Origin of the sequence: Pseudomonas hunanensis (assembly GCF_013393325.1) — a bacterium.
In the GTDB taxonomy this organism is placed as follows: Bacteria; Pseudomonadota; Gammaproteobacteria; order Pseudomonadales; family Pseudomonadaceae; genus Aquipseudomonas; species Aquipseudomonas putida_P.
In genome coordinates this window covers 324,976-350,829 of sequence record NZ_QJRC01000098.1, presented here as the reverse complement: position 1 = coordinate 350,829, position 25,854 = coordinate 324,976, and the positions used below count along the sequence as shown (strand labels likewise).

Here is a 25,854-nt window from a genome sequence, read left to right as displayed (position 1 = left end):
GCGTGCGCGGTGAGTTCTAGCGGAAGCTATAGGAAACCCCGGCGTATACGCCAAACCCTTCGCCCGGCGTCGAGCGGGCGTTGTCCTTGCCGGCGTCGTTGTAGGCCGGCGTCACCGTGGCCGCATAGCGCTTGTTGGTCAGGTTGCGCAAATCCAGCCAGGTTTGCCAGTCCTGCTTAGGTGAGTCCCAGCCCAGCCGCGCGCCGAGCAAGGCATATTCGTCGGCGTGGTAGCTATTGGCATAGTCCACTTGCACCTTCGACGCCATCTGCGTGTTGAGCCCGGCGTAGAAGCCGCTCGGCCAGTCATAGCGCAGCTCGGCCTGGTAGTAGTGCATAGGGATGCCAGGCAGGCGGTTATCACCGAACGTGTCGTCATCACGGTAGTGGAAATCGCTGAACGTGTAGGCCTGGCGCAGGCTCAGTTTGCCGGTACCGGCGCGTTCCCACAGGGTGCTGTCAAGGCCGGCTTCGACGCCTTGGTGCACGGTGTCACTGGCGTTGAATTCTGAGGTGAAGTTCGGCACTACCTCAACGGCCAGCAATTCGTGGCGCACCTGCGAGTAGTACCAGGCCAGGTCCCAGCGGCCAACCGCCGAATCGCCACGGGCACCCAGCTCCAGGGTGGTGGCGGTCTGGTTCTGCATTTCGATCGGCTGGATCTGCTTGTCGCCTGTGCTGGGGGCGCTCCAGATCAGTGACCACGGGTGCGGCGGTTCTACCGAGCGGCTCAGGTTACCGTACACCTGCAGGTCCGGGCGAATGTCGTAGCGCAGCCCCAGGCGTGGTGCATAGTCCCAGTCATGCATGCTCACCTTGCCGCCTTCGGCGGGGTAGGTCACGTCACTTTCCCGGCGGGTGTAAATCATTGCCAGGCCGGTGGTCAGCCACAGGTTGGGGGCCAGCTCCAGGTCGTTGCCGAGATGCAGTACGGTGTCCGAGCCCTGGTAGGTGAAGTCGCGGGTGCGCTCGCCGAACACATCGCCAATGCGGGTAAATTGTGAGGCGCCGCTGTTGGGCAGGTGCTTGGTGGTGCGCCAGCCAATGGTGGTCTTGCTTTCGTGGCCAAGCAGCGTGTCGCGACGGAAATAGTTCAGCGTGCCGCTGACATCGGTGTAGGCGACCTTCAGGCGCATCGGGCCTTCACGCAGGTCCATCGGGTAATCGTGATATACCAGGCCGGCTTCCAGGCGCGCATCGTCGTCGAGGTAGAAGGTGGTCTTGTTGCCCACCCAGGTGCTGCCTGGCTGCGGGCGGCTGTCGTCGCGGGCCAGATAGGCCGGGTTGGCCGCGCGCGGGTGGTGCTTGATCTGGTCTTTGGTCAGGCGTCCGGCCAGTTCGTTTTCGGTTTCCCGGTAACGCAGGTAGAAGCGGGTTTCCAGATTCGGGTTGAAGCGGTAACCGACATTGGCGGCAACACCCTTGGCGCTGCCGCTGCTGTGCGTCTGGTAGCCGTCGTATTCCGAATCGGTCAGGGCCACGTAGTAGTCGAGGTTGCCCAGCACTTGGCCCGAGCTGATGTGCCGGTGCTGGTAACCACGGCTGCCAACCTCATAGCGTACTTGCAGCGGTGCGGCGTCGTAGCCAGTGTGCGTGACATAGTTGATCGCGCCACCCAAGGCCAGGGAGCCTTGGTCGAAGCCATTGGCGCCGCGCAACACCTCGGCTCGGCTGAGCCATAGCGGCTCGAACAGCTCGTAAGGGGTGCCGCCCGGGCCGGTCAGCGGCAGGCCGTCGAACATTGTGTACACCCCAGAGCCGTGCGCACCCGGCGCACGGTTGATGCCCGAGCCGCGGATCGACAGCTTGATGCCGTCGTTGCCTGCCGATTGGGCGAACACGCCAGGCTGGTAGGCCAGCACGTCCTGGTTGCTGGCCACTCGGCCTTGCCCCACGCGCTGCATGTCCACCAGGTTGCTGGCCCCCGGTATTTCACGCAGGCGCTCGCTGGCTGCCGTCAGCTCGTTCTGCTCCTCGTCGGTGATCAGGACCTGGCCCAATTCGACCGAAGACGCCCCCAGGGCGGGCTGGCTGGCGGCCAAGGCAGCCAGCAGACCGAGGCAGGGCGAGAGGGGTAAATCGGCACGCATTGTACGACTCCAGGCGAAAGGCGAATGGACAACGGCGTTGAGACGAGCGAAATGCGGCTTGGAGCACGAGGAAGTAAGCAAATCTTTTGTAACCATCGTCAGACGGTTTTGTACGAAAGTTCTTTACAAGCCACGCAAGTGGAAGCGGATGGCCTGCGCTTCGTAAGGTGACTGCAGATCGGCAGCGATGCCTTGTTCAATCACCTGTGGAGTTCATACATGACTGACAACGCTCGATACTCGCAGCAACCCCCGGCGGACGCCCCGGTGCGTCTGACGCCTCGTGAACGGCAGGTCCTGTTGTGGTGTGCCTACGGCAAGAGTTCGTGGGAGATCGGCCGGATTCTTGACTGCAAGGAGTCGACGGTGAACTTCCACGTGTCCAACATCCTGCGCAAATTCGATGTGCCTACCCGCGTGGTAGCGGTGATCAAAGCCATTCGCTACGGCTTGCTGGCCGAGCAATGAGGGGGACGCATGACCAACGATCTGCGGTTACCGCGCTTTGCCGATTGCCATGACCCTTTCTGGCCACGGGTAGACCTGGACAGGTTGCGTGAGCGCCTGCAATTGCAGCGGTCTGTCAGTGAAGCTGTGCTGGAACTTGCCGCGCGCTGCGCCGCCATCGACGCAGCACGTGAATTCGCCCGTTGGCGGGCAGTATTACGAGACCGGGGTTACAAGCGCCTCGAGGATGTGGCCGGGCACGAGCATGGGCGCGCGTTACGGGTGTGCTACATCCGTTTTGTCGAGGCTGCTGTCATGCATAGCCTAGGTTCTACAGCCTACCTGCCAGTGTCGCGCCGAGGGCTTGCCCATGCCTGAGCAATCTGTTTTCGACCAATTGCCCGCGGCAATGGTGGCGTTGCTGGGTGTGGATGGCTATGTACTGTTCGCCGCGCTACTGGGGGCTTTGCTGGTGAGTGCCGCGCGCGACCGCTTGATCACCAACATGACCAAGCGCCTGAAACTGGGCAAGAAACTGTTGCTGGTCTTCGTGACCGTGGGTGTGGGCCACTTGTTCGAACCGCTGGTTTCGTCATTGGTGCCTTTGCTGACCCGGGGGATGGCTGGATTCGTCGCGGCAGTGGTGGTGATTCCCATCAGCCTCAAAGTCATGGTCCTGGTGGATACGCTGGACCCGCGAGAACTGCTGCAGCGTTGGCGTCGTCGGAGTTAACCATTGGCCACTGCACCAAGCGCATTCAGTTGCTGTTCCAGTTGCTGGATACGCTGCTTGTCCTTGACGAACAACAAGATGGCTTGACGATCGCAGGGCGATAACGTGCGCAGCCGTTCAAGCATGTCGCACTCCCAGCCTGCGTCATCCGGGCCGGCGGTGTTGTGCTCGGCCTGGCCTAGCAATAGCCAGTCCAGTGAACACGCATGCTGCCGGGCAATTTCTATGCAAAGTGAGTATGGGACGCTGTCGCGAACCTTCCAACTGCTCAGTGTCTGTGGGCTGATGGACAGCGCGCGTGACAGCTCGGCATCTGTCTGGGCGCCAGTGAGAAGCTTAAGGCGCGTGAGCACCGCAGCAAGTACGTGAGTACTCATAACAAATATCCATGACTGGTTTATTAATATTCCATGGGCTTAAACTACTCGTTATGAATACAGCCCTGCGTTTTAAGGAGCATTCCTGAAATGAGACACATCGAGTTAAAGAATACACTAGCAGTTGCAGTCAATTCTGACAGAAAGGTTGGCCTGAGCAATGCTAGTAGGTACTTGCCGTGAGTACTTACAAATTGGTTTGCCCGCACTGCCACAGCCGGATGCGCATACGTACAAGTGAAGGGCGCCATATTTTCCTGCGAATTGCTTATTTGCAATGCACCACCGAAGCGTGTGGCTGGTCAGTGCGCGCCGAATTCGAAATGACCCATGAACTCTCCCCTAGCGGTATGCCCAACCCGGAAGTGTACCTGCCTTCGGCCAATGGTGATTTGCGCAAAGCCGCCCTGCCGGGCGCGGGCCAGGGCAGCCCGATTGATTAGGCACTCTTGGGTGCAGGCAGTAGAACGTGCAGATAAAAAAACACCCCGCCTAGGCGGGGTGTTTTGTTTTACCGAGGCTGCCGGGGCGATCAGCCGATCAGTTGCAGGCCCGCTTGCTGAACCAGTTCCAGCAGTGGCTGCGGGTATACGCCCAGCACGAAAGCAAGAATGGCGATGGCCAGCAGCATGACGCCGCCGGTGCGCTGTTCCCACTTCAGTGGGGCGTCGTGGCGACGCAGGTTTGGCTCGACCAGGTACAGGGTCACCATGACACGCAGGTAGTAGTAAACGCCGATGGCGCTACCGATCACCAGCGCACCGACCAGCCACCACAGGTGCGACTCGACGCCGGTGGCGATGATGTAGAACTTGCCGATGAAACCAGCGGTCAGCGGGATGCCCGCCAGCGACAGCATCATCACGGTCAGTACCGCGGTCAGGTACGGACGGCGCCAGAACAGGCCGCGGTACTCGTACAGTGCATCGGCGTCACGGCCGCCGTAGGGCGAGGACATCAGGGTGATGACACCGAAGGCGCCCAGGCTGGTGATCACGTAGGTGACCAGGTACACGCCCATGGCTTCCAGGGCCAGGCCCTTGCTGGCGACCAGCGCGATGACCAGGTAACCGAAGTGGGCGATGGACGAGTAACCCAGCAGACGCTTGAGGTTGCTCTGGGTCAGCGCCAGCAGGTTACCAATCAGGATCGAGGCCACGGCGATCACCGCCAGCACGGTGCTCAACACGCCGCTGCTGGCAGCAGGGGAGAGCATGAACAGGCGCACGACCACGGCGAATACTGCCACCTTGCTGGCGGTTGCCAGGAACGCGGCGACAGGTGCCGGGGCGCCTTCGTATACGTCCGGGGTCCACAGGTGGAACGGTACCAGCGACAGCTTGAAGGCCAGGCCGACCAGCATCATGCCCAGGCCCAGCTGGGCCACCAGGCTTGGCATGCTGGTGGTAGCCAGGGCCTTGCCGATCTGGTCGAAGCTGAGGCTGCCGGCGTCGGCGTACAGCAGGGCCATGCCGAACAGCAGGAACGCCGAGCCTGCGGCCGACAGCACCATGTACTTGATGCCGGCTTCCAGCGAGCGTTTGTTGAAGAACGCATAGGCCACCAAGCCATAGACCGGTACCGACAGCAGCTCCAGGCCAATGAACAGGCCGGCCAGGTGGTTGGCGCTGACCAGCACCAGGCCACCGAGGGCCGACATCAGCAGCAGCAGGTACAGTTCTTCACGGTTGCCCGGGAAACCTTTGGAGCCTTCGCCGAGGTAGGCGTGAGCGAGGGTGACGCAGGCCAGCGTGGCGACCAGGATGATCGCCATGTACAAGCAGGCGAACTTGTCGATGGTGATCAGCGGGGTGACCGCCAGCGGCGCAACCTTCAGCGCCGGCAGGATCGACAGCAGGGCCAGGTTCAGGCCCACGGTGGACAGCAGGAAGGTCTGCGAGTGGTTGCGCTTCCAGGCGATCGCCAGCATCACCACCACCGTGGTGATGGTGGTGATCAGCATCGGCGCCAATGCGATGAAGTGTTGAGTGGTGAATTCCATAGCGCTCTTACCGGGCCGAAGCGAGTTGAGTGAAAGCGGAACCGAGCCACTGCTGCACACCACTCATGGTGGCGGCAGAGGTGTCGAGGAACGGCTGCGGATACACGCCCAGCAGGATCAGCAATACCGCCAGACCCAGGACCATGATCAGTTCGCGACCGTCCATGCCGGCCAGCACGGTATCGCTCTTGGCCGGGCCGAAGTAGGCGCGGTGGATCATGATCAGCGAGTACACCGAACCGAACACCAAACCTGTGGTGGCAATCACGGTGATCCACGGTACATGCACGAAGCTGCCGATCAGGATCAGGAACTCGCCGACGAAGTTACCGGTGCCAGGCAGGCCCAGCGATGCGGCGGCGAAGAACAGGCTGATAGCCGGCAGGTAAGCGATGCGGTGCCACAGGCCGCCCATTTGACGCATGTCACGGGTGTGCAGGCGCTCGTACAGCTGGCCGGACAGGATGAACAGCGCGGCAGCCGACAGGCCGTGAGCCAGCATCTGGATCACCGCGCCTTGCAGGGCCTGCTGGCTGCCGGAGTAGATGCCGATCAGCACGAAGCCCATGTGCGAGACGCTGGAGAACGCGATCAGGCGCTTGATGTCGGTTTGTGCGAAGGCCAGGAAAGCACCGTAGAAGATACCGATCAGGCCCAGGGTCATGGCGATGGGCGCAAACTCGGCCGAGGCATTCGGGAACAGCGGCAGGGCGAAGCGCAGCAGGCCGTAGGCCGCAGTCTTCAGCAAGATACCCGCCAGGTCCACGGAACCTGCGGTCGGTGCCTGGGCGTGAGCATCAGGCAGCCAGGAGTGGAACGGCACGACCGGCAGCTTCACCGCGAAGGCAATGAAGAAGCCCAGCATCAGCACGTACTCGACGCCGGCTGGCAGCTCGGCCTTCAGCAGGTCGCTGTAGTTGAACGTGAGCACGCCGGTGGTGTTGTAGTTGACCAGCACCAGGCCCAGGATCGCCACCAGCATGATCAGGCCGCTGGCCTGGGTGAAGATGAAGAACTTGGTCGCCGCGTAGATCCGGGTTTTCTTGCCGTCTGCCGAGCTGTGACCCCAGAGCGCGATGAGGAAGTACATCGGCACCAGCATCATTTCCCAGAAGAAGAAGAACAGGAACAGGTCCAGGGCCAGGAACACACCGACCACGCCGCCGAGGATCCACATCAGGTTGAGGTGGAAGAAGCCGACGTGGCGCTGGATCTCTTTCCAGGAACACAGTACCGACAGCACACCGAGCAGGCCGGTGAGCAGGATCATCAGCAGCGACAGGCCGTCGAGGGCCAAGTGGATGCTGATACCGAAGCGCTTGATCCACTCGACTTTGTATTCGAGTGCCCAGGCAGGTTCGGCGCCCGGAGCAGGGGCCAGGGTGTAGTCGCCGGTGCCCCACAGCCACAGGCCGATGCCAAGCAGCAGGGACATGGTCAGCAGCGCGATCCAGCGCGGCAGGGTGGCGCCGAAGCGCTCACCCAGCCAGCACAGGAAGCCGCCGATGAAGGGGATCAGGATCAGCCAAGGCAAAATCATGACGGGTTGGTTTCCTTTGGCAAAGTCGCAAGATTCAGAGTCATACCGCAGCCACTACCACGGCACCGAGCACCAGCACGGCACCCACGGCGATAGAGGCGGTGTACCAGCGCAGTTGGCCAGTCTCGGTCTTGCTCATGGCGACGTGGCCGCCACGCGCCATCCGAGGAATCAGGCCGATGGTGCGGTCAACCGGGTCCTTGCGCAGGATGTGGCTGATCAGCAGGTACGGTTTGACGAAAAGCTTGTCGTAGATCCAGTCGAAGCCCCAGGCGGCGAACCACCAGGCCGACAGGACACGACCGATGCCGCTGTTGGCAACTGCGCTGACAAAGGTGCGCTTGCCCAGGAACAGCAGGGCCGACAGCAGGATACCGGCGATGGCGATGGCACCGGAGGTGATCTCCAGCGCATGCTTGGCTTCGCCACCGGCGTGGCCGGCGCTTTCAGGCAGCACGCCTGCCAGCGGCGGGTGAATCCAGGCGCCAACGGCGGTCGACAGCACGATCAGCACGCCCAGTGGCAGCCAGTGGCTGATGCCGTGGCCGGCGTGGGCTTCGGTCTTGGCTTCGCCGTGGAAGGCGATGAAGATCAGGCGGAAGGTGTACAGCGAGGTCATGAACGCGCCCACCAGGCCGGCGTACAGCAGGCCGGTGTTGCCGCTGGCGAAGGCTTCCCAGAGGATCTCGTCCTTGGAGTAGAAGCCCACGGTCACGATCGGCAGGGCAGCCAGGGCTGCGCCACCGACCACGAAGCTGGCGTAGGCCAGTGGCAGTTTCTTCCACAGGCCGCCCATCTTGAAGATGTTCTGCTCGTGGTGGCAGGCAACGATCACCGCACCGGAGGCTAGGAACAGCAGGGCCTTGAAGAAGGCGTGGGTCATCAGGTGGAAGATCGCCGCGTCCCAGGCACCTACGCCCAGGGCCAGGAACATGTAGCCGATCTGGCTCATGGTCGAGTAGGCGAGGATACGCTTGATGTCGGTTTGCACCAACGCGGCGAAGCCGGCCAGCACCAGGGTCACACCACCGACCACACCTACCAGGTGCAGGATGTCCGGTGCCAGCAGGAACAGGCCGTTGGTACGGGCGATCAGGTACACGCCCGCGGTCACCATGGTCGCGGCGTGGATCAGTGCCGAAACCGGGGTCGGGCCCGCCATCGCGTCGGCCAGCCAGGTCTGCAGTGGCAGCTGGGCCGATTTACCCACCGCACCACCCAGCAGCATCAGCGTTGCCAGCACCATCCAGGTGTCGCCAGCCTGGAACTTCTGTGGTGCTAGCACCAGCAGTTCCTGCACGTTCAGGGTACCCAGCTGGGCGAACAGGATGAACAGGCCGATGGCCATGAACACGTCGCCGATGCGGGTGACGATGAATGCCTTGAGTGCTGCGTTACCGTTGTTGCGGTTGCTGTAGTAGAAACCGATCAACAAGTACGAGCACAGGCCCACGCCTTCCCAGCCGAAGTAAATGAACAGCAGGTTATCGCCAAGGATCAGGAACAGCATGCTGGCGATGAACAGGTTGGTGTACGAGAAGAAGCGCGAGTAGCCCGCTTCGCCGCGCATGTACCAGGACGCGAACAGGTGGATCAGGAAGCCGACACCGGTCACCACGCCGAGCATGGTGACCGACAGGCCGTCCAGGTACAGGGTGAAGTTCGGCGCGAAGCCGTCCACCGACATCCATTGCCACAGCAACTGGCTGTAGGCGCCGCCTTCAGGCGGGGCAACGTTGAATTGCCAGATGACGTAGGCGGCGGTCGCGGCCGACAGGCCTACCGAGCCGACGCCGATCAGGGCGGACAGGTTCTCCGAGAACCGCCCGCGCGAGAACGACAGCAGCAGGAAGCCGACGAGGGGGAAGACGAAAGTCAGGAAGAGAAGGTTCATCCGCGCATCTCACTGGCAGCATCGATGTCGAGAGTGTGGAAGCGGCGATACAGCTGCAGCAGGATGGCCAGGCCAATACTGGCCTCGGCGGCTGCCAGGCTGATCACCAGAATGAACATCACCTGGCCGTCGGGCTGGACCCAACGGGCACCGGCGACGACGAACGCCAGGGCAGAGGCGTTCATCATGACTTCCAGGCTCATGAGCACGAAGAGGATGTTGCGGCGGACCATCAGGCCAACCAGACCTAAGCAGAACAGGATACCGGCGACCGCCAGACCATGCTCGAGAGGGATAGCACCCATGATTTACTCCTTCGCCTCGTTGCGGCCCAGGTGGAAGGCGGTGACGGCTGCAGCCAGCAGCAGCATCGAAGCCAGTTCGACCACCAGCAGGTACGGGCCGAACAGGCTGATGCCCACTTCTTTCGGGCCCACGGTGGTGCCACTGATGCCAGCGCCGCTCGGGGTGACGAACAGCACGTACAGCAACTCTGCCAGCAGCAGGGCGCCCAGGATTACCGGCCCTGCCCAGATACCGGGCTTGAGCCAGCCGCGTTCCTGGGCGACCGAAGCCGGCCCGAGGTTGAGCATCATCACGACGAACACGAACAGCACCATGATGGCGCCGGCGTAGGCGATCACTTCCAGGGCGCCGGCGAACGGCGCACCCAGGGAGAAGAAGATCATGGCCACGGAAATCAGCGAAATGATCAGGTAAAGCAAGGCGTGCACGGGGTTGGTGCCGGTAACCACCCGAAGGGTGGAGACCACGGCGATCCCGGATGCGAAGTAGAAAGCGAATTCCATCTTTCTGTCCTTATGGGAGCAAGCTCTTCACGTTGATCGGCTCGGCTTCGTTCTGTGCAGAGCCCTTCGGCTTGCCAGCGATCGCCATACCCGCAACACGGTAGAAGTTGTAGTCAGGGTTCTTGCCGGGGCCGGAGATCAGCAGATCTTCTTTCTCGTACACCAGGTCCTGACGCTTGAACTCGGCCATTTCGAAATCCGGGGTCAGCTGGATCGCGGTGGTCGGGCACGCTTCTTCACACAGGCCGCAGAAAATGCAACGCGAGAAGTTGATGCGGAAGAACTCCGGGTACCAGCGGCCGTCCTCGGTCTCGGCCTTCTGCAGCGAAATGCAGCCAACCGGGCAGGCCACCGCGCAGAGGTTGCACGCTACGCAGCGCTCCTCGCCATCGGGGTCGCGGGTAAGGACGATGCGGCCGCGGTAGCGCGGCGGCAGGTACACGGGCTCTTCGGGGTACTGCAGGGTGTCGCGCTTGCGAAACCCGTGGGAGAACACCATGGCCAGGCTGCGCAGCTGTGTGCCGGTGCCCTTAACGATGTCGCCGATATACTTGAACATGGGTCAAATCCTCACTGGGCCGCGACGGCTGGCGTGTTGTAGAGCACGATCGCAGCGGTCACCAGCAAATTGATCAGGGTCAGCGGCAGGCAGAACTTCCAGCTGAAGTCCATCACCTGGTCATAGCGCGGGCGCGGGATCGAGGCGCGCAGCAGGATGAACAGCATGATGAAGAACGCGGTCTTCAAGGCGAACCACAGGAACGGCACTTGCGGCAGAATGCCGAACGGGCCGTGCCAGCCACCGAAGAACAGGGTTACCAGCAGCGCCGAGATGAGGATGATGCCGATGTACTCACCGACGAAGAACATGCCCCATTTCATGCCGGCATACTCGATGTGGTAGCCGTCGGCCAGTTCCTGTTCTGCTTCCGGCTGGTCGAACGGGTGACGGTGAGTCACGGCGACGCCAGCGATGAAGAAGGTGCAGAAGCCGAAGAACTGCGGAATGATGAACCACAGGTTCTGCGCCTGGTACTCGACGATGTCGCGCATGTTGAAGGAGCCTACCTGTACCACCACGCCCATCAGCGCCAGGCCCAGGAACACTTCGTACGACACGGTCTGTGCCGAAGCACGCAAGCTGCCCAGCAGGGCGTACTTGTTGTTCGACGACCAGCCAGCGAACAGCACCGCGTAGACCGACAGGCCGGCCATGGCGAAGAAGAACAGCAGGCCGATGTTCAGGTCGGCAACGCCCCAGCCCGGTGTGATCGGGATGATCGAGAAGCCGATCAGCAGGGCGCTCATGGCCACGACCGGCGCCAGGGTGAAGATCATCTTGTCGACGAAGGGCGGGTTCCAGTCTTCCTTGAAGAACATCTTCAGCATGTCGGCGGCGATCTGGAACATGCCGAACGGGCCGACACGGTTCGGACCGTAGCGGTCCTGCCACCAGCCCAGCAGGCGGCGCTCGACGAAGCTGAGCAGGGCGCCGCAGACCACCACGGCCAGCAGCACCACGATAGCCTTGACGACCTGGATGATCACATCGATCACTTCGGGGGTGAACCAGCTCATTGTGCTGCCTCCTGCAGGCCTTCGACGGATGCACCGAAGATGGCAGGCGGGATGCCGGCCAGGCCTTTCGGCAACGCGACCAGGCCAGCGCCCAGCTCTTCATTGATACGCAGCGGCAGGCGCAGGGCCACACCGGCCACGTTCAGGCTCAGCATCGCGCCGTCGTTGACACCCAGGCGGTCGGCTTCGGACTTGGCCAGGGCCACGTAGGCAGCCGGGATGCGCTGTTGCACCGGGGCGGCGCGCGACGAGCTTTCTTCGCTGCCGAACAGGTGGAAGAACGGCACGGCAGTCCAGGTGCCACGGGCCGGGTTGAAAGCACCCGGAATGGCGTTGAACCAGTTCAGACGGTCGCCTTGCGATTCGATCAGGCGCACACCTGGGTCACCGGCGCGCAGGTGGCCACCGACTTCGTCCTGGAACTTGTTCCAGGCTTGCGGCGAGTTCCAGCCCGGCGACCAGGCGAACGGCACCTGCTGGCGCGGTTCGGCCGAGCCCGAGTAGCCTTCCATGGAGAAGGCGAACGCGGTGTCCTTGTCTTGCGGGGTACGTGGCTCGTGCACGCTGATGTTGGCGCGCATGGCGGTACGACCGGAGTAGCGCAGCGGCTCACGGGCCAGTTTCATGCCCTTGATGCGGAATGCGGCGCTTGGTGCGGCGTTGACGATGCCGGCCAGTTGCGGGGCGGCTTCGGCGCAGGCGCTGGTAACGTGGTCCAGCTGGGTCCAGTCGACCGGCTTGTTCAGCAGGGTGGCACGCAGGGCGTGCATCCAGCGCCAGCCTTCGTGGATCTGGATGCTGCTGTCCAGGTACTGCGGGTCGAACACCTGGAAGAAGCGCTGGGCACGGCCTTCCTGGCTGACCAGGGTGCCGTCGCCTTCGGCGAACGAGGCGGCCGGCAGCACCAGGTGGGCGCGGTCGACAGTCGGGGTTTTCGAGTGGTCGGCAACGATCACCACCTTGGCCGCAGCCAGGGCTGCGTCAACCTTGGCGGCCGGTACGCGGGCGTACAGGTCGTTTTCCAGCACGACGATGGCGTCGGCCTTGCCGCTGATGACCGCATCCAGGGCAGCATCGACGGACTCGCCACCAAGCATGGCCAGGCCGATGCTGTTGGCCTCAGGCACCACCAGGCTCAGCGAGCCGTTTTTCTCGCGCAGCTTCAGGGCCTTGGCGATGTTGGCGGCGGCTTCGATCAGCGCCGGGTCGGCCAGGGAAGTACCGGCAACCACCAGTGGGCGCTTGGCGGCCACCAGGGCGTCGGCGATGCGCTGGGCCAGGGCCTTGGCTTCGTCGTCCAGGCCGGCGACTGCCGGTGCGCTCGGGTCGATGGCGTGGGCCACGGCGAAACCGATGCGGGCGAGGTCGGCCGGGGCTGCGTGTACGCACTCTTCGGCGACGTCGTCGAGCTTGGTTTCAGCCAGGGAGGCGATGAACAGCGGGTACAGTGCGTGCTGGCCGATGTTCTTGACCGCAGCGTCGAGCCAAGGCTGGACCTTCATGGCTTCGGCCATGGCCTCGGCCTTGCCTTTGGTGGCCTGGCGCACGGCCAGGGCAACGCGGGCAGCGGTCTGGGTCAGGTCTTCACCGAGCACGAACACCGCGTCGTGATCTTCGATGTCGCGCAGGGTCGGCACTGGCAGCGGGCTGTTGTTCAGCACGTTCAGGGCCAGGCGTACGCGTGCCAGTTCGCCAGCTTCCATGCCGGAGTAGAAGTACTCGGCGCCGACCAGCTCACGCAGGCCGTAGTTGCTTTCGAGGCTGGCGCGTGGCGAGCCGATACCAACGATGGTGCGGCCGCGCAGCAGGTCGGCGGCTTTGTCCAGGGCGGCGTCCAGGCCCAGCTTGGTGCCATCGGCCAGGTGTGGCTGGCGTGGGCGGTCCTTGCGGTTGACATAGCCGTAGCCGAAGCGGCCACGGTCGCACAGGAAGTACTGGTTGACCGAGCCGTTGAAGCGGTTTTCGATACGGCGCAGCTCGCCGTAGCGTTCACCCGGGCTGATGTTGCAGCCGCTGGAGCAGCCATGGCAGATGCTTGGGGCGAACTGCATGTCCCACTTGCGGTTGTAGCGCTCGGAGTGGGTCTTGTCGGTGAACACGCCGGTTGGGCAGACCTCGGTCAGGTTGCCGGAGAATTCGCTTTCCAGCACGCCGTCTTCGACGCGGCCGAAGTACACGTTGTCGTGGGCGCCGTATACGCCCAGGTCGGTGCCACCGGCGTAGTCCTTGTAGTAGCGCACGCAGCGGTAGCAGGCGATGCAGCGGTTCATCTCATGGGCGATGAACGGGCCGAGGTCCTGGTTCTGGTGGGTACGCTTGGTGAAACGGTAGCGGCGCTCGTTGTGGCCGGTCATTACCGTCATGTCCTGCAGGTGGCAGTGACCGCCTTCCTCGCACACTGGGCAGTCGTGCGGGTGGTTGGTCATCAGCCATTCGACGACGCTGGCGCGAAACGCCTTGGATTCTTCGTCTTCGATGGAGATCCAGGTGCCGTCGGAAGCAGGGGTCATGCAGGACATGACGATACGACCACGGGTGTCGTTCTCGTCGGTGTACTGCTTGACCGCGCACTGCCGGCAGGCGCCAACGCTACCGAGCGCCGGGTGCCAGCAGAAATAAGGGATGTCGAGGCCTAGCGACAGACATGCCTGTAACAGGTTGTCTGCACCGTTGACTTCGAGCGCTTTGCCGTCTACGTGGATAGTGGCCATTGTTCAAAGTTCTTCGTTGGCCCGCGTGAGCGGGCGTGGCTAATGGAAATCGGTGAGCTTGCGACACGCCGCGAATGAATCGGGCCTGCCGGCAAGCTGGCGAGTGGCACGGACCACCCGCCTAATCATCTTGTTATGCGCCGACCACGATCGGCTTGGCCAGGTTAGGGCGCAGGGTGTCACCAGCGGAGGCTGGCGCGACACCGGCTTCGAACTCGGACCGGAAGTATTTGATGGCACTGCCCAGCGGCTCGACGGCACCTGGTGCGTGAGCACAGAAGGTACGGCCAGGGCCGAGGAAGTTGACCAGCCCCAGCAGTGTCTCGATGTCTTCGGCGCGGCCCTGACCTTTCTCCAGCGCACGCAGCATCTTCACGCTCCACGGCAGGCCGTCACGGCAGGGTGTGCACCAGCCGCACGACTCACGGGCGAAGAACTCTTCCATGTTGCGCAGCAGCGAAACCATGTTGATGCTGTCGTCCACCGCCATGGCCAAGCCAGTACCCATACGGGTGCCGACCTTGGCGATGCCGCCGGCGTACATTTGTGCGTCGAGGTGCTCGGGCAGCAGGAAGCCAGTACCGGCGCCGCCTGGCTGCCAGCACTTGAGCTTGAAGCCGTCGCGCATGCCGCCGGCGTAGTCTTCGAACAACTCGCGAGCGGTGACGCCGAATGGCAATTCCCACAGGCCTGGGTTCTTCACCTTGCCGGAGAAGCCCATCAGCTTGGTACCGTGGTCTTCGCTGCCTTCACGGGCCAGCGACTTGTACCAGTCGTTGCCATTGGCGACGATGGCCGGCACGTTGCACAGGGTTTCGACGTTGTTCACGCACGTCGGCTTGCCCCATACGCCCACGGCGGCAGGGAAGGGCGGCTTGGAACGCGGGTTGGCGCGGCGGCCTTCCAGCGAGTTGATCAGCGCGGTTTCTTCACCGCAGATGTAGCGGCCGGCACCGGTGTGCACGAACAGCTCGAAATCGAAACCAGAGCCCAGGATGTTCTTGCCCAAGAGGCCTGCGGCCTTGGCTTCATCGATGGCACGGTTGAGGTTTTTCGCTGCGGTGGTGTATTCGCCACGCAGGAAGATGTAGCCACGGTAGGCCTTCAGGGCGCGGGCGCTGATCAGCATGCCCTCGACCAGCAGATGGGGCTGTTGCTCCATCAGCATGCGGTCCTTCCAGGTGTTGGGCTCCATTTCGTCCGCGTTGCACAGCAGGTAGCGGATGTTCATGGATTCGTCTTTGGGCATCAGGCCCCACTTCACACCCGTGGGGAAGCCTGCGCCACCACGGCCCTTGAGGCCGGAGTCCTTGACCGCTTGCACGATATCGTCCTGCGACATCTGCGCCAGCGCCTTGCGGGCTGCGGCGTAGCCGTTTTTCGATTCGTACTCGGCCAGCCATACTGGCTCGCCATCGTCACGCAGGCGCCAGGTCAGCGGATGAGTTTCGGCCGAACGCGCGATGCGGTTGGCCGGGCCGAAGGAAGTGATGGTCATACGTAACCCTCCAGCAGTTTGGTGACGCCAGCGGGCTGCACGTCGCCAAAGGTGTCATCGTCGATCATCAGCGCCGGGGCCTTGTCGCAGTTGCCCAGGCAGCACACTGGCAGCAGGGTGAAGCGGCCGTCGGCGGTAGTCTGGCCGAGGCCGATGCCCAGCTCGCTCTGGATCTGGCTGACGACCGACTCGTGGCCGCCGATGTAGCAGACCATGCTGTCGCACACACGGATGATGTGGCGGCCGACCGGCTGGCGGAAGATCTGGCTGTAGAAGGTGGCCACGCCCTCGACGTCGCTGGCCGGGATGCCCAGCACTTCGCCGATGGCGTGGATGGCGCCGTCCGGCACCCAGCCACGTTCTTTCTGGACGATCTTCAGGGCTTCGATGGACGCCGCGCGCGGGTCCTCGTAGTGATGCATCTCGTGCTCGATGGCCGAGCGCTCTGTTTCGCTCAGGGCGAAACGGTCTGTCTGGATAAGCGTGCTGTTCATGCTTAGCGGTCCACGTCAGCCATAACGAAGTCGATACTGCCCAGGTACGCAATGAGGTCGGCGACCATGCTGCCTTTGATCACCGAAGGGATCTGCTGCAGGTGCGGGTAGCTCGGGGTACGGATCCGGGTGCGGTAGCTCATGGTGCCGCCATCGCTCGTCAGGTAGTAACTGTTGATGCCCTTGGTCGCCTCGATCATCTGGAACGACTCGTTGGCCGGCATGACTGGGCCCCACGAGACTTGCAGGAAGTGCGTGATCAAGGTTTCGATGTGCTGCAGAGTGCGCTCTTTCGGCGGCGGCGTGGTCAGCGGGTGATCCGCCTTGTACGGGCCTTCCGGCATGTTGCGCAGGCACTGGTCGATGATGCGGATACTCTGGCGCATCTCCTCGACACGGACCATGCAGCGATCGTAGGCATCGCCGTTGTGGGCCAGCGGTACTTCGAACTCGAAGTTCTCGTAGCCGGAGTACGGGCGGGCTTTACGCAGGTCGAAGTCGCAACCGGTGGAGCGCAGGCCGGCACCGGTGGTGCCCCATTCCAGCGCTTCTTTGGTGTTGTACGCGGCAACGCCAATGGTACGGCCCTTGAGGATGCTGTTCTGCAGGGCAGCCTTGGTGTATTCGTCGAGGCGCTTGGGCAGCCATTCGACGAAGTCCTTGACCAGCTTGTCCCAGCCGCGTGGCAGGTCGTGGGCGACGCCACCGATGCGGTACCAGGCCGGGTGCAGGCGGAAACCGGTGATCGCTTCGATCACGGTGTAGGCGCGCTGGCGGTCGGTGAAGGTGAAGAATACCGGGGTCATGGCGCCCACGTCCTGGATATAGGTACCCAGGAACAGCAGGTGGCTGGTGATGCGGAAGAACTCGGCGAGCATGATGCGAATCACGTCGACTTTTTGCGGCACTTTGATGCCGGCGAGTTTTTCCACTGCCAGTACGTACGGCAGGTTGTTCATCACCCCGCCGAGGTAGTCGATGCGGTCGGTGTAGGGGATGAAACTGTGCCAGGACTGGCGCTCGGCCATTTTCTCGGCGCCACGGTGGTGGTAGCCGATGTCCGGTACGCAGTCGACGATCTCTTCACCGTCCAGCTGCAGGACGATACGGAACGCACCGTGCGCCGAGGGGTGGTTGGGGCCGAGGTTGAGGAACATGTAGTCCTCGTTGGCGCCCTGACGCTTCATGCCCCAGGCTTCCGGGTTGAAACGCGCCGATTCCTCTTCAAGCTGCTGCTTGGCCAGGGTCAGGCTGTAGGGGTCGAACTCGGTGGCGCGGGCAGGGTAGTCCTTGCGCAGCGGGTGACCTTCCCAGGTCGGCGGCATCATGATGCGGCTGAGGTGCGGGTGGCCGGCAAAGTCGATGCCGAACATGTCCCACACTTCGCGCTCGTACCAGTTGGCGTTTGGCCAGATACCGGTCACGGTCGGCAGGTTCAGGTCGCCTTCGCTGAGCGACACCTTGATCATCACGTCGCTGTTACGCTCGACCGACAACAGGTGGTAGAACACGCTGAAGTCGGCGGCCGGCAGGCCACGGCGCTGGGTGCGCAGGCGTTCGTCCACGCCGTGCAGGTCGTACAGCATGCTGTAAGGCTTGGCGACACCGCGCAGGAAGCTGAGCACCTCTTTGAGCTGGGCGCGTTTGACCCACAGCACGGGCATGCCGGTGCGGGTTTCCTGGGCGACGAATGCTTCGGCGCCAAAACGGTTGTTCAGTTCGACGACCACATCTTGGTCGTCAGCCTTGTAGGGCGGAATGAAAATAGCGTTGTCCGCTGTCATGGTCTCGGTCGCTTTGGGTCAACGTTAAGAATGAAGCCAGGCCGCCGGCTCCCTCGGGAGCGGGCGGCAGGTCGCTGGATCAGACTTCGTCGGGGCTGCGCAGGTTGGTTACTGCAATGCGCTGCTCACGACGCAGGTCTTTCTGGGCTGGCATCTCGGCACGGTAAATACCTTGATCACCAACAACCCAGGAAAGCGGGCGTCGTTCTTGGCCGATCGACTCCTGCAACAGCATCAAGCCTTGCAGGAAAGCCTCAGGGCGTGGCGGGCAGCCAGGCACATAGACGTCCACGGGGAGGAACTTGTCGACCCCCTGAACGACCGAGTAGATGTCGTACATGCCGCCGGAGTTGGCGCACGAACCCATGGAGATGACCCACTTCGGCTCGAGCATCTGCTCATACAGGCGCTGAATGATCGGCGCCATTTTGACGAAGCAGGTACCGGCGATGACCATGAAGTCGGCCTGACGCGGCGAGGCCCGGATGACTTCGGCGCCGAAGCGGGCGATGTCGTGGGGTGCCGTGAAGGCCGTGGTCATTTCCACGTAGCAGCAGGACAGGCCGAAGTTGTACGGCCAGAGGGAGTTCTTGCGACCCCAGTTGACCGCGCCACGCAGCACATCTTCGAGTTTCCCCATGTAGATGTTCTTGTGGACCTGGTCCTCCAGCAGTTGGTCGGTGACGGTTTCCCGTTCACCTACCGGGTACTGCTCGTTAGGCGCATCCGGATCGATTCTGGTGAGATTGTATTGCATTGCCAAAGCCTCATTGTTTCAGCTTCGCTTGCCGCTTGCGGCGACCTTCGGGAGCCCAATCAAGAGCACCGACGCGCCATAGGTAGACAAGACCTGCCAACAGAATTGCTATGAAAACGAGAGCTTCGACGAACCCGGTCCAGCCGCTTTCGCGGACGGACACAGACCATGCAAAGAGAAAGAGGGCTTCGATATCGAAGATCACGAACAGCATCGCGACCAGATAGAATTTGGCGGACAGGCGCAGGCGGGCGCTGCCGACGGGCAGCATGCCGGATTCGAAGGGTTCGTTCTTGGCGCGGCCCCAGGCCTTGCTACCGAGCAGGCTGGACAGGCCGAGCATGAAGGCACACAGGCCGACGACACCCAGGAGGAAGATGGCAAAGCCCCAGTTGTGGGCGATGAGTCCTGCCGAATCGGACATGCTAGAGATCCTTATACAGAGACCCAGCTCTGCAGTCTGAAATAAGTAAAGCGGCGACGTGGTGTCGCAGGTGCAGTGACCAAATGTCGCAGCTGAATCAATCGCGCTGATTTTATGGGTAAACCCGGTGCAAGTAAAATTTCTGTCGCAAATTTATTCGTAGGATTAAGAACAAAACACGCGTGTAACTGGCTGAAAGCCTTGATATTCGGGCATTGCGTGCGCTTTTGTTAATTATGTTTCTTGCGACTGGTAACGAATTACAAGTTTCGGAATGATAATTAATATCATTTGGCCTGATGCCTTTTAATTTGGCTGTACTGTGCCTTGTAAAGTTCATCTGGCAGTTCCCTCTACTTGCAAATGCGAAAGCCTCCTGTTCTAGCAGCTGCTGGCGTCGTGCGCACCGCTCTGGGTCAATACTTTATCGTTTGAGCGATGACTGGCTGATGAAGCAATCGCCCACTGACCGAGCCAGTAGGTGAGGATGATCAGGTAGGGCGCGGCGGCGAACGGGCTGACGAAGCGGTCGATGCCGATCAGGCTGTCGGAGAGCACGAACAGGCAGGCCCCCAGCGCGGCCATTCCACCACATGCCAAGGCGCGCCAGAGCATGGCGCTGATGGCCAGGGCATACAGTGCGACCGGGATCAGCAGTGGGCCGAGGCCGTGGCTGGCAAGTACGCCGAGCAGCACGATGCCGGTGATGGCGCTGGCTATCAGTGCGGGCAGGGCAGGGCGCAGGGTAACGCCGCAATAGGCGCGCAGGTAGGCCAGGTGGGCACAGAGGAAGGCGGCCAGGCCGAACACGAACAGGTCAGCGGGGACAGCCAGCAGTATGTCGCCGATGACCGAGAAACCCAGGCCTATCGATATCCACTTGCCATACGGTGTGGCGGGGGCGCCGCGCAGCCAGGCGATAAGCGCCAGGACGGGAACGGGCTTGGCCAGCAGGGCGAGCAGGGTATTGTTACTGGCCAGTGCATATAGATAGAGGGCAGCGGCGGCCAGGGCGAGAATCATCAGGTGGCTTGGACGAGGCATGGGCGGTCCTTGCTACTGTGCTGCCTCAAGCATAGACCTGATCCTGGGATTTGCTGGAGATGCCTTGGATTGTGTTAGCGCTGCCATGGGCTTGGCGAAAGGAATGCAGCGCCTGTGAGAACGAGCGCCGCGCGGGCGGCGCTCGATTTGAGCAGCGCCGCAACAATCAAGGCGGGCGCCTCGCCGCCCTGATGCTATCGGGCGCAGAACACCTGAAATGTCGGATTTAACCCCTTCCCTGTAGGTCATTTCCCAAACATACTCTTGCCGCCTTTTTTCCATTGCGGCCCCTCTGGCAGCGCTCTAGTCTCGGCCTGTCGTTGCACATCAACGACACGGCTTTGACAGGCTGGAATTGAAAGAAGGTGCACTCGCTTTGCCTCAATGGCGGCTGTGCGTGTGGGCACGTTCGCGTGCGCCGGTCTTTCTTTCTTTCCACCGGTCTGTCAACCCGCGCATAGCTGCCACCCAACCGTTTGACAGCGGGCGGATGGCGGCCAAACAGGAAAGAAAGGAGCGAGTCATGCTGAAAATTGTCCCCGACCCACCCCACAACCCCCATTCCCTCGAAGACACCCTGATCCAGGCTACCGACTACGCACTATGCGCGGCCACCGTGGTGCATCAGGCGTTGCTGCTTCAGCCCAGATCACCGGCTTCGATCCTGATGATGACCTCCATGCATGAACTGGAGGCGCTGCGGGCTTTGCTGGAGTCGGCCTTGGTTCAGGTGCAAATGCCCGTAGAGCCCAGGACTTCGCACTAAGGCTGCTTAATGTGTTGTGAGGGCCGGCCCCTTCGCGGGCACGCCCGCTCCCACAGGATCACCACAGGCTTCAAGACTTGCACAGTACCTGTGGGAGCGGGCGTGCCCGCGAAAGGGCCGGCCCAGGCATTAGAGAATTTTCAGGGGTTTGAACAATGACAACAGAAGACACCCAGCTCACCGTCGGCAAGACCACTTTCTATCAAGGCGAAAATGGCACCCACCCACTGTTCCGAATCGAACCCGGCATTCCCTGCCGCGATGCCCGTGAGCAGTCGTCGGAGTTGATGGGCTATGTCCGTGAGCTGATCATCACTGGCCTGATGGAGGAAAAGCCCATGATGATCTGGGCTGCTCACTACCTGAGTGCAATGGCCAAGGCGCTGATGGATGACGCAGAGCTGGGCATGAAGCACTGACATACCGCAGGCCTGCACGATCACCCCTGTAGGAGCGGCCTTGTGTCGCGAAAGGGCTGCGTAGCAGCCCCAGCAATTTGTGCATCTGCGCCGAAACCCTGGGGCTGCTGCGCAGCCCTTTCGCGACACAAGGCCGCTCCTACAGGTTCCGTGTATTTCTGGTCGGACTGGTATCGGCAAAAAGAAAGGCCCAAGGCTCGCGAGAGCCCTGGGCCTTTGTTCAGCAGCAAGCCACTATCAGTGGAACTGCTCTTCCTCGGTCGAGCCGGTCAGTGCAGTCACCGACGAAGCACCACCCTGAATCACGGTGGTCATGTCATCGAAGTAGCCGGTTCCCACTTCCTGCTGGTGCGCCACGAAGGTGTAGCCTTTGCTGGCGTCAGCGAACTCCTGCTCTTGCAGTTTCACGTAGGCGGTCATGTCGTTGCGGGCGTAGTCGTGCGCCAGGTTGAACATGCCGTGCCACATGTTGTGGATGCCAGCCAGGGTGATGAACTGGTGTTTGTAGCCCATGGCCGACAGCTCGCGCTGGAATTTGGCGATGGTGGCATCGTCCAGGTTCTTCTTCCAGTTGAAGGACGGCGAGCAGTTGTACGACAGGATCTGGTCCGGGTACTCCTTCTTGATCGCTTCGGCGAAGCGACGGGCTTCGTCCAGGTCCGGCTTGGCGGTTTCACACCAGATCAGGTCGGCGTACGGCGCGTAGGCCAGGCCGCGGGAAATTGCCTGGTCGAGGCCGGCGCGTACCTTGTAGAAGCCTTCACGGGTACGCTCGCCAATCACGAACGGCTGGTCGTACGGGTCGCAGTCGCTGGTCAGCAGGTCGGCGGCGTTGGCGTCGGTGCGGGCCAGGATGATGGTCGGTACGCCCGACACGTCAGCTGCCAGGCGCGCGGCCACCAGCTTCTGTACGGCTTCCTGGGTGGGTACCAGTACCTTGCCGCCCATGTGGCCGCATTTTTTCACCGAGGCCAGCTGGTCTTCGAAGTGCACGCCGGCGGCGCCTGCTTCGATCATGTTCTTCATCAGCTCGTAGGCGTTCAGTACGCCGCCGAAACCGGCTTCAGCGTCGGCCACGATTGGTGCGAAGTAGTCGATGTAGCCTTCGTCGCCTGGGTTCTTGCCGGCTTTCCACTGGATCTGGTCGGCGCGGCGGAACGAGTTGTTGATGCGCTTGACCACGGTCGGTACCGAGTCGACCGGGTACAACGACTGGTCAGGGTACATCGACTCGGCCGAGTTGTTGTCGGCGGCAACCTGCCAGCCGGACAGGTAGATGGCCTGGATGCCGGCCTTGACCTGCTGCACTGCCTGGCCACCGGTCAGGGCGCCCATGCAGTTGACGAAATCTTTTTCTGGGCGGAAGGATGGGTGGGCACCTTGGGTGACCAGCTTCCACAGTTTTTCTGCACCCTGACGGGCCAGGGTGTGCTCTGGCTGCAGGGAGCCACGCAGGCGAACGACATCAGCGGCGGTGTAGGTACGGGTCACGCCTTTCCAGCGCGGGTTCTCGGCCCAGTCTTTCTCGAGGGCTGCAATTTGCTGTTCGCGTGTCAGTGCCATGGAAATAAACCTCGTCGCATCGATCTTGGGTTAATTGTGCTGATGCTCGGGTGCAGATCAGGGCGCTTGGCGGCTGTCCTGTTCGCAGGAGTGCGGCGGCGAACGCGAAGGCTCGAAGGGGAAGGGTGGGCAGGCCAGGCGAAGGTGTGCTCCGGCAGGTCGGCTCGTGGTTGCCTTGCTGCGGTGCTACGCGATTGCCAGTACTGCGGTGATGCGCTTCCGTCCCTCGGGACAACTTCTTCGTTGCAGTCGCAATCCCGTCGAACCGCCTTGTGGGCCGTATAGACACGAGACGCCTCCAGGGGTGGGGAGGAGCACGCCTCGAAGGCCCTTGCCAGGGCCCCTGATTAGCGGGAGCGAGGCCATCATGCCCTTGGGAAAAAGACCCTGTCAAATGTTTTGTAGTGGTTTTTTCTACTTACTACATCTTTGGTCTAATGCGACTTGGCAGTCAGTTTCAAGGCCTTTGGTCGAGGCCTTGAATTGCCTGGGATCCGTCGAGAAGGTCGACTTTGACACGTAATGTCATGTTTTCCCCGCGCTGGGTGCTGTAACTACGGCTTGACGTACTCCGGTCGGCTTGGCTCTGCTGGTTGTAGCCTGCCAGGGTGATCCATTCACCCAGCCTGCCGGTGACTGTCGTGTCGGTACTTTGAACTTTCACTACATCTGCACGTTCCTGGCTGATGCGGTCGTTATTGGTGCTTATTTGCAGACGAACCGTATCGCCGCTCAGGCTTGGTGTGACGTAGAAACCTTGGGTCACGTTGCGGTATTCGGTGTTGCTCTGGATGCGCCCGTAGCCGTCGGTGCTGGTGCTGGTGATCGGGATGCTCTGGCCAACCTGGATCAGCGCTGGCTGGCCTTCGCTGGCTTGCACTTGCTGCATGCCGCCGTCGCGGTTGCTGGTGCCGTAGTGGATGACGCGTGCATTGCCACGGTTATCCTGGAAGTTGCTGTCGTTGTTGTCGACGCTGATCAGCAGGCGCTTGGGGGCGGTGTCCAGCTGTTGCAGCAGGGCGCGCAGGTCGTCGATGCGCTCGGGGCTGGCGTTGACGATCAGTTTGTTCTCGAAGGCGCTGACCGTACCGTCCTTGCCGATGAATGCCTGTGCGGCAGGTAGCAGTTCGGCGCTGGCGCGGTGCTGCAGCGGCACCACCTCGGTGGCGGCCTGGGCGGCGTAGCTGGCAACGAGCAGCAGGGAAGCGAAAAGGGGGCGTAGCGGCATGTCCATGATCTCCGCAGGTGGAATGATCATGATGGCAAATTTGCCTGGGTTGTGCCGGTTCCAGATCACAAGTTGTCTTTTGTCTACGTTTGCCCAGCGCGCCAGGCGAGCATGGGTGCCTGACGCTGCAAAGCCGAGAGCGGTGGCCGCTGTCAGACAAATTCCGTAACATCGCGCCCCTCGTTTTTGTAACGTCCGCCCGGACCGCACCACAGGATGTCCATGAAGCCCGCCCGACTACGCGCCGACCTGCTCGCCGGCCTGACCACCGCGTTCGCCCTTGTGCCCGAATGCATCGCTTTTGCCCTGGTGGCCCACCTCAACCCGCTGATGGGCCTGTATGGCGCGTTCATCATCTGTACCCTGACTGCGCTGTTCGGCGGTCGACCCGGAATGATCTCCGGCGCCGCTGGCTCGATGGCGGTGGTGATCGTCGCGTTGGTGGTGCAGCACGGTGTGCAATACCTGTTGGCCACGGTGCTGCTGGGTGGCGTGGTGATGATCCTGTTCGGTCTGTTGAGGCTGGGCAAGCTGGTGCGCCTGGTGCCTTACCCTGTCATGCTGGGCTTCGTCAACGGCCTGGCAATCGTCATTGCCATGGCCCAGCTCGAGCATTTCAAGGACGGCGATCACTGGCTCAGTGGCGCGCCGCTGTACTTGATGATCGGTTTGGTGGCACTGACCATGGTGGTGGTCTACCTGCTACCCAGGCTGACGCGTGCGGTGCCGCCGGCGCTGGTGGCGATTCTCGGTGTCGGCCTGCTGGTGTACCTGTTGGGCCTGCCCACCCGTACCCTGGGCGACATGGCGCATATCGCCGGCGGCCTGCCAGGGTTGGCGCTGCCGGATGTGCCCTGGAATCTGCACACCCTGAAGGTCATTGCCCCCTACGCGGTGTTGATGGCCATGGTCGGCCTGCTGGAAACCCTGCTCACCCTCAACCTGACCGATGAAATCACCGAGAGCCGTGGCTTTCCGGACCGCGAGTGTGTGGCATTGGGTGCCGCCAACATGGTCTCGGGCCTGTGCGGTGGCATGGGTGGCTGCGCGATGATCGGGCAGACGGTGATCAACCTCAGCTCCAATGGCCGTGGCCGGTTGTCGGGCGTAGTGGCCGGGGTGATGATCTTGCTGTTCGTGTTGTTCCTGTCGCCGCTGATCGAGCGTATTCCGCTGGCGGCGCTGGTGGGGGTGATGTTCGTGGTGGCTCAGCAGACCTTCGCCTGGGCGTCGCTGCGGGTGCTCCACAAGGTGCCGGTGAACGATGTGCTGGCGATCATTGCGGTGACCGTGGTCACGGTATTCACCGACCTGGCCACGGCAGTGCTGTTCGGTATCATCATCGCGGCGGTGAACTTTGCCTGGCAGCATGCGCGAGAGCTGTATGCCGACAGCCATGAGGATGGCGAAGGGGGCAAGCATTACCAGGTGCATGGCACGCTGTTCTTTGCCTCGACCACACCGTTCCTCAACCAGTTCGACCCGGCCAACGACCCAGGCAAGGTCACGCTTGACTGCCAGCATTTGAGCTTTGTCGACTACTCGGCAATCGCGGCGTTGAAAACACTGCGTGAGCGCTATGCCAAAGCGGGCAAGCAACTGCGGGTGGTGCATTTGTCGGAGCGGTGCAAGAAGCTGTTGAAGCGGGCAGGCGAGCAGCACTGAGGCTTGCAGGGTTGGGTGGCCAGCCCTCCAGG

25 protein-coding genes are annotated in these 25,854 nt (G+C 62.1%); 7 read left to right on the top strand and 18 right to left on the bottom strand.

What is annotated here, in order from left to right; genetic code table 11:
* Nucleotides 1-16 precede the first annotated feature (16 nt).
* Nucleotides 17-2,089, bottom strand: coding sequence for a TonB-dependent receptor family protein (locus DM807_RS23325; protein ID WP_179027972.1), 2,073 nt, complete (start codon nucleotides 2,087-2,089; stop codon nucleotides 17-19).
* Between the two features lie 219 nt (nucleotides 2,090-2,308).
* Between DM807_RS23325 and DM807_RS23320 the strand changes: the two genes are divergently transcribed.
* Genes DM807_RS23320 through DM807_RS23310 form a run of 3 tightly spaced genes read left to right on the top strand, consistent with a single transcriptional unit; the run spans nucleotide 2,309 to nucleotide 3,269 of the window.
* On the top strand, nucleotides 2,309-2,557 hold the full coding sequence (locus tag DM807_RS23320; protein WP_012273306.1) for a LuxR family transcriptional regulator: 249 nt from the start codon (nucleotides 2,309-2,311) through the stop codon (nucleotides 2,555-2,557).
* A gap of 9 nt (nucleotides 2,558-2,566) precedes the next feature.
* On the top strand, nucleotides 2,567-2,914 hold the full coding sequence (locus DM807_RS23315) for a head completion/stabilization protein (protein WP_060514460.1): 348 nt from the start codon (nucleotides 2,567-2,569) through the stop codon (nucleotides 2,912-2,914).
* Nucleotides 2,907-3,269: a hypothetical protein gene (locus DM807_RS23310; RefSeq protein ID WP_012273304.1), complete on the top strand. Its 363-nt coding sequence runs from the start codon at nucleotides 2,907-2,909 to the stop codon at nucleotides 3,267-3,269. The genes DM807_RS23315 and DM807_RS23310 overlap by 8 nt, the downstream gene beginning before the upstream one ends.
* On the opposite strand, the gene DM807_RS23305 is transcribed toward DM807_RS23310, so the two are convergent.
* Nucleotides 3,266-3,646, bottom strand: coding sequence for a helix-turn-helix domain-containing protein (locus DM807_RS23305; RefSeq protein WP_012273303.1), 381 nt, complete (start codon nucleotides 3,644-3,646; stop codon nucleotides 3,266-3,268). The genes DM807_RS23310 and DM807_RS23305 overlap by 4 nt on opposite strands.
* A 179-nt stretch (nucleotides 3,647-3,825) precedes the next feature.
* Here DM807_RS23305 and DM807_RS23300 point away from each other — a divergent pair, with 179 nt between their 5' ends.
* On the top strand, nucleotides 3,826-4,089 hold the full coding sequence (locus DM807_RS23300; RefSeq protein WP_012273302.1) for an Ogr/Delta-like zinc finger protein: 264 nt from the start codon (nucleotides 3,826-3,828) through the stop codon (nucleotides 4,087-4,089).
* A gap of 89 nt (nucleotides 4,090-4,178) precedes the next feature.
* Here DM807_RS23300 and nuoN read toward each other — a convergent pair whose 3' ends face one another.
* From nuoN to DM807_RS23230, 14 genes are all read right to left on the bottom strand, one after another.
* Nucleotides 4,179-5,648: an NADH-quinone oxidoreductase subunit NuoN gene (gene nuoN, locus DM807_RS23295; RefSeq protein ID WP_012273301.1), complete on the bottom strand. Its 1,470-nt coding sequence runs from the start codon at nucleotides 5,646-5,648 to the stop codon at nucleotides 4,179-4,181.
* A gap of 7 nt (nucleotides 5,649-5,655) precedes the next feature.
* Entirely contained in the window at nucleotides 5,656-7,188 is a 1,533-nt protein-coding gene (gene nuoM / locus DM807_RS23290; protein WP_012273300.1) for an NADH-quinone oxidoreductase subunit M, read from the bottom strand.
* Nucleotides 7,189-7,228: 40 nt separating this feature from the next.
* On the bottom strand, nucleotides 7,229-9,082 hold the full coding sequence (gene nuoL, locus DM807_RS23285; RefSeq protein WP_071984569.1) for an NADH-quinone oxidoreductase subunit L: 1,854 nt from the start codon (nucleotides 9,080-9,082) through the stop codon (nucleotides 7,229-7,231).
* A complete protein-coding gene (nuoK, locus tag DM807_RS23280; RefSeq protein ID WP_003251446.1) occupies nucleotides 9,079-9,387 on the bottom strand; it encodes an NADH-quinone oxidoreductase subunit NuoK in 309 nt (102 codons plus the stop codon). The genes nuoL and nuoK overlap by 4 nt, the downstream gene beginning before the upstream one ends.
* Before the next feature lie 3 nt (nucleotides 9,388-9,390).
* Nucleotides 9,391-9,891: an NADH-quinone oxidoreductase subunit J gene (gene nuoJ, locus DM807_RS23275; RefSeq protein WP_060494616.1), complete on the bottom strand. Its 501-nt coding sequence runs from the start codon at nucleotides 9,889-9,891 to the stop codon at nucleotides 9,391-9,393.
* A gap of 10 nt (nucleotides 9,892-9,901) precedes the next feature.
* The gene (nuoI, locus tag DM807_RS23270; RefSeq protein ID WP_003251442.1) at nucleotides 9,902-10,450 is read right to left on the bottom strand and encodes an NADH-quinone oxidoreductase subunit NuoI; all 549 of its coding nucleotides are present in this window, start codon (nucleotides 10,448-10,450) and stop codon (nucleotides 9,902-9,904) included.
* 11 nt (nucleotides 10,451-10,461) lie between these two features.
* Complete coding sequence (gene nuoH, locus DM807_RS23265; protein ID WP_012273297.1) at nucleotides 10,462-11,469, bottom strand: NADH-quinone oxidoreductase subunit NuoH; 1,008 nt, start codon at nucleotides 11,467-11,469, stop codon at nucleotides 10,462-10,464.
* The gene (gene nuoG / locus DM807_RS23260) at nucleotides 11,466-14,180 is read right to left on the bottom strand and encodes an NADH-quinone oxidoreductase subunit NuoG (protein WP_012273296.1); all 2,715 of its coding nucleotides are present in this window, start codon (nucleotides 14,178-14,180) and stop codon (nucleotides 11,466-11,468) included. Before nuoG ends, nuoH begins: the two co-directional genes overlap by 4 nt.
* A 133-nt stretch (nucleotides 14,181-14,313) precedes the next feature.
* Nucleotides 14,314-15,678, bottom strand: coding sequence for an NADH-quinone oxidoreductase subunit NuoF (nuoF, locus tag DM807_RS23255; protein WP_012273295.1), 1,365 nt, complete (start codon nucleotides 15,676-15,678; stop codon nucleotides 14,314-14,316).
* Nucleotides 15,675-16,172, bottom strand: coding sequence for an NADH-quinone oxidoreductase subunit NuoE (nuoE, locus tag DM807_RS23250; protein ID WP_012273294.1), 498 nt, complete (start codon nucleotides 16,170-16,172; stop codon nucleotides 15,675-15,677). Before nuoE ends, nuoF begins: the two co-directional genes overlap by 4 nt.
* A gap of 2 nt (nucleotides 16,173-16,174) precedes the next feature.
* Nucleotides 16,175-17,956 carry an NADH-quinone oxidoreductase subunit C/D gene (gene nuoC / locus DM807_RS23245; protein ID WP_012273293.1) on the bottom strand — a complete coding sequence of 594 codons (1,782 nt, stop codon included), beginning with the start codon at nucleotides 17,954-17,956 and terminating at the stop codon, nucleotides 16,175-16,177.
* Between the two features lie 79 nt (nucleotides 17,957-18,035).
* The gene (locus DM807_RS23240) at nucleotides 18,036-18,713 is read right to left on the bottom strand and encodes a NuoB/complex I 20 kDa subunit family protein (RefSeq protein WP_008096180.1); all 678 of its coding nucleotides are present in this window, start codon (nucleotides 18,711-18,713) and stop codon (nucleotides 18,036-18,038) included.
* Nucleotides 18,714-18,723: 10 nt separating this feature from the next.
* Complete coding sequence (locus DM807_RS23235; RefSeq protein ID WP_003251427.1) at nucleotides 18,724-19,137, bottom strand: NADH-quinone oxidoreductase subunit A; 414 nt, start codon at nucleotides 19,135-19,137, stop codon at nucleotides 18,724-18,726.
* A 381-nt stretch (nucleotides 19,138-19,518) separates the two neighbouring features.
* The gene (locus tag DM807_RS23230) at nucleotides 19,519-20,181 is read right to left on the bottom strand and encodes a lysoplasmalogenase (RefSeq protein ID WP_069942306.1); all 663 of its coding nucleotides are present in this window, start codon (nucleotides 20,179-20,181) and stop codon (nucleotides 19,519-19,521) included.
* Nucleotides 20,182-20,704: 523 nt separating this feature from the next.
* Here DM807_RS23230 and DM807_RS23225 point away from each other — a divergent pair.
* Together DM807_RS23225 and DM807_RS23220 are read left to right on the top strand one after the other, a co-directional pair.
* A complete protein-coding gene (locus tag DM807_RS23225; RefSeq protein WP_012273291.1) occupies nucleotides 20,705-20,947 on the top strand; it encodes a hypothetical protein in 243 nt (80 codons plus the stop codon).
* Nucleotides 20,948-21,102: 155 nt separating this feature from the next.
* Nucleotides 21,103-21,366 (top strand): DUF3077 domain-containing protein, encoded by a 264-nt coding sequence (locus DM807_RS23220; RefSeq protein ID WP_012273290.1) that lies wholly within the window; start codon nucleotides 21,103-21,105, stop codon nucleotides 21,364-21,366.
* 237 nt (nucleotides 21,367-21,603) lie between these two features.
* On the opposite strand, the gene aceA is transcribed toward DM807_RS23220, so the two are convergent.
* Together aceA and DM807_RS23210 are read right to left on the bottom strand one after the other, a co-directional pair.
* Nucleotides 21,604-22,929, bottom strand: coding sequence for an isocitrate lyase (aceA, locus tag DM807_RS23215; RefSeq protein WP_012273289.1), 1,326 nt, complete (start codon nucleotides 22,927-22,929; stop codon nucleotides 21,604-21,606).
* 457 nt (nucleotides 22,930-23,386) lie between these two features.
* On the bottom strand, nucleotides 23,387-24,187 hold the full coding sequence (locus tag DM807_RS23210) for a secretin N-terminal domain-containing protein (protein WP_171577256.1): 801 nt from the start codon (nucleotides 24,185-24,187) through the stop codon (nucleotides 23,387-23,389).
* A gap of 192 nt (nucleotides 24,188-24,379) precedes the next feature.
* On the opposite strand from DM807_RS23210, the gene DM807_RS23205 reads away from it, so the two are divergent.
* Entirely contained in the window at nucleotides 24,380-25,822 is a 1,443-nt protein-coding gene (locus DM807_RS23205; protein ID WP_179027971.1) for a SulP family inorganic anion transporter, read from the top strand.
* Nucleotides 25,823-25,854: the final 32 nt, after the last annotated feature.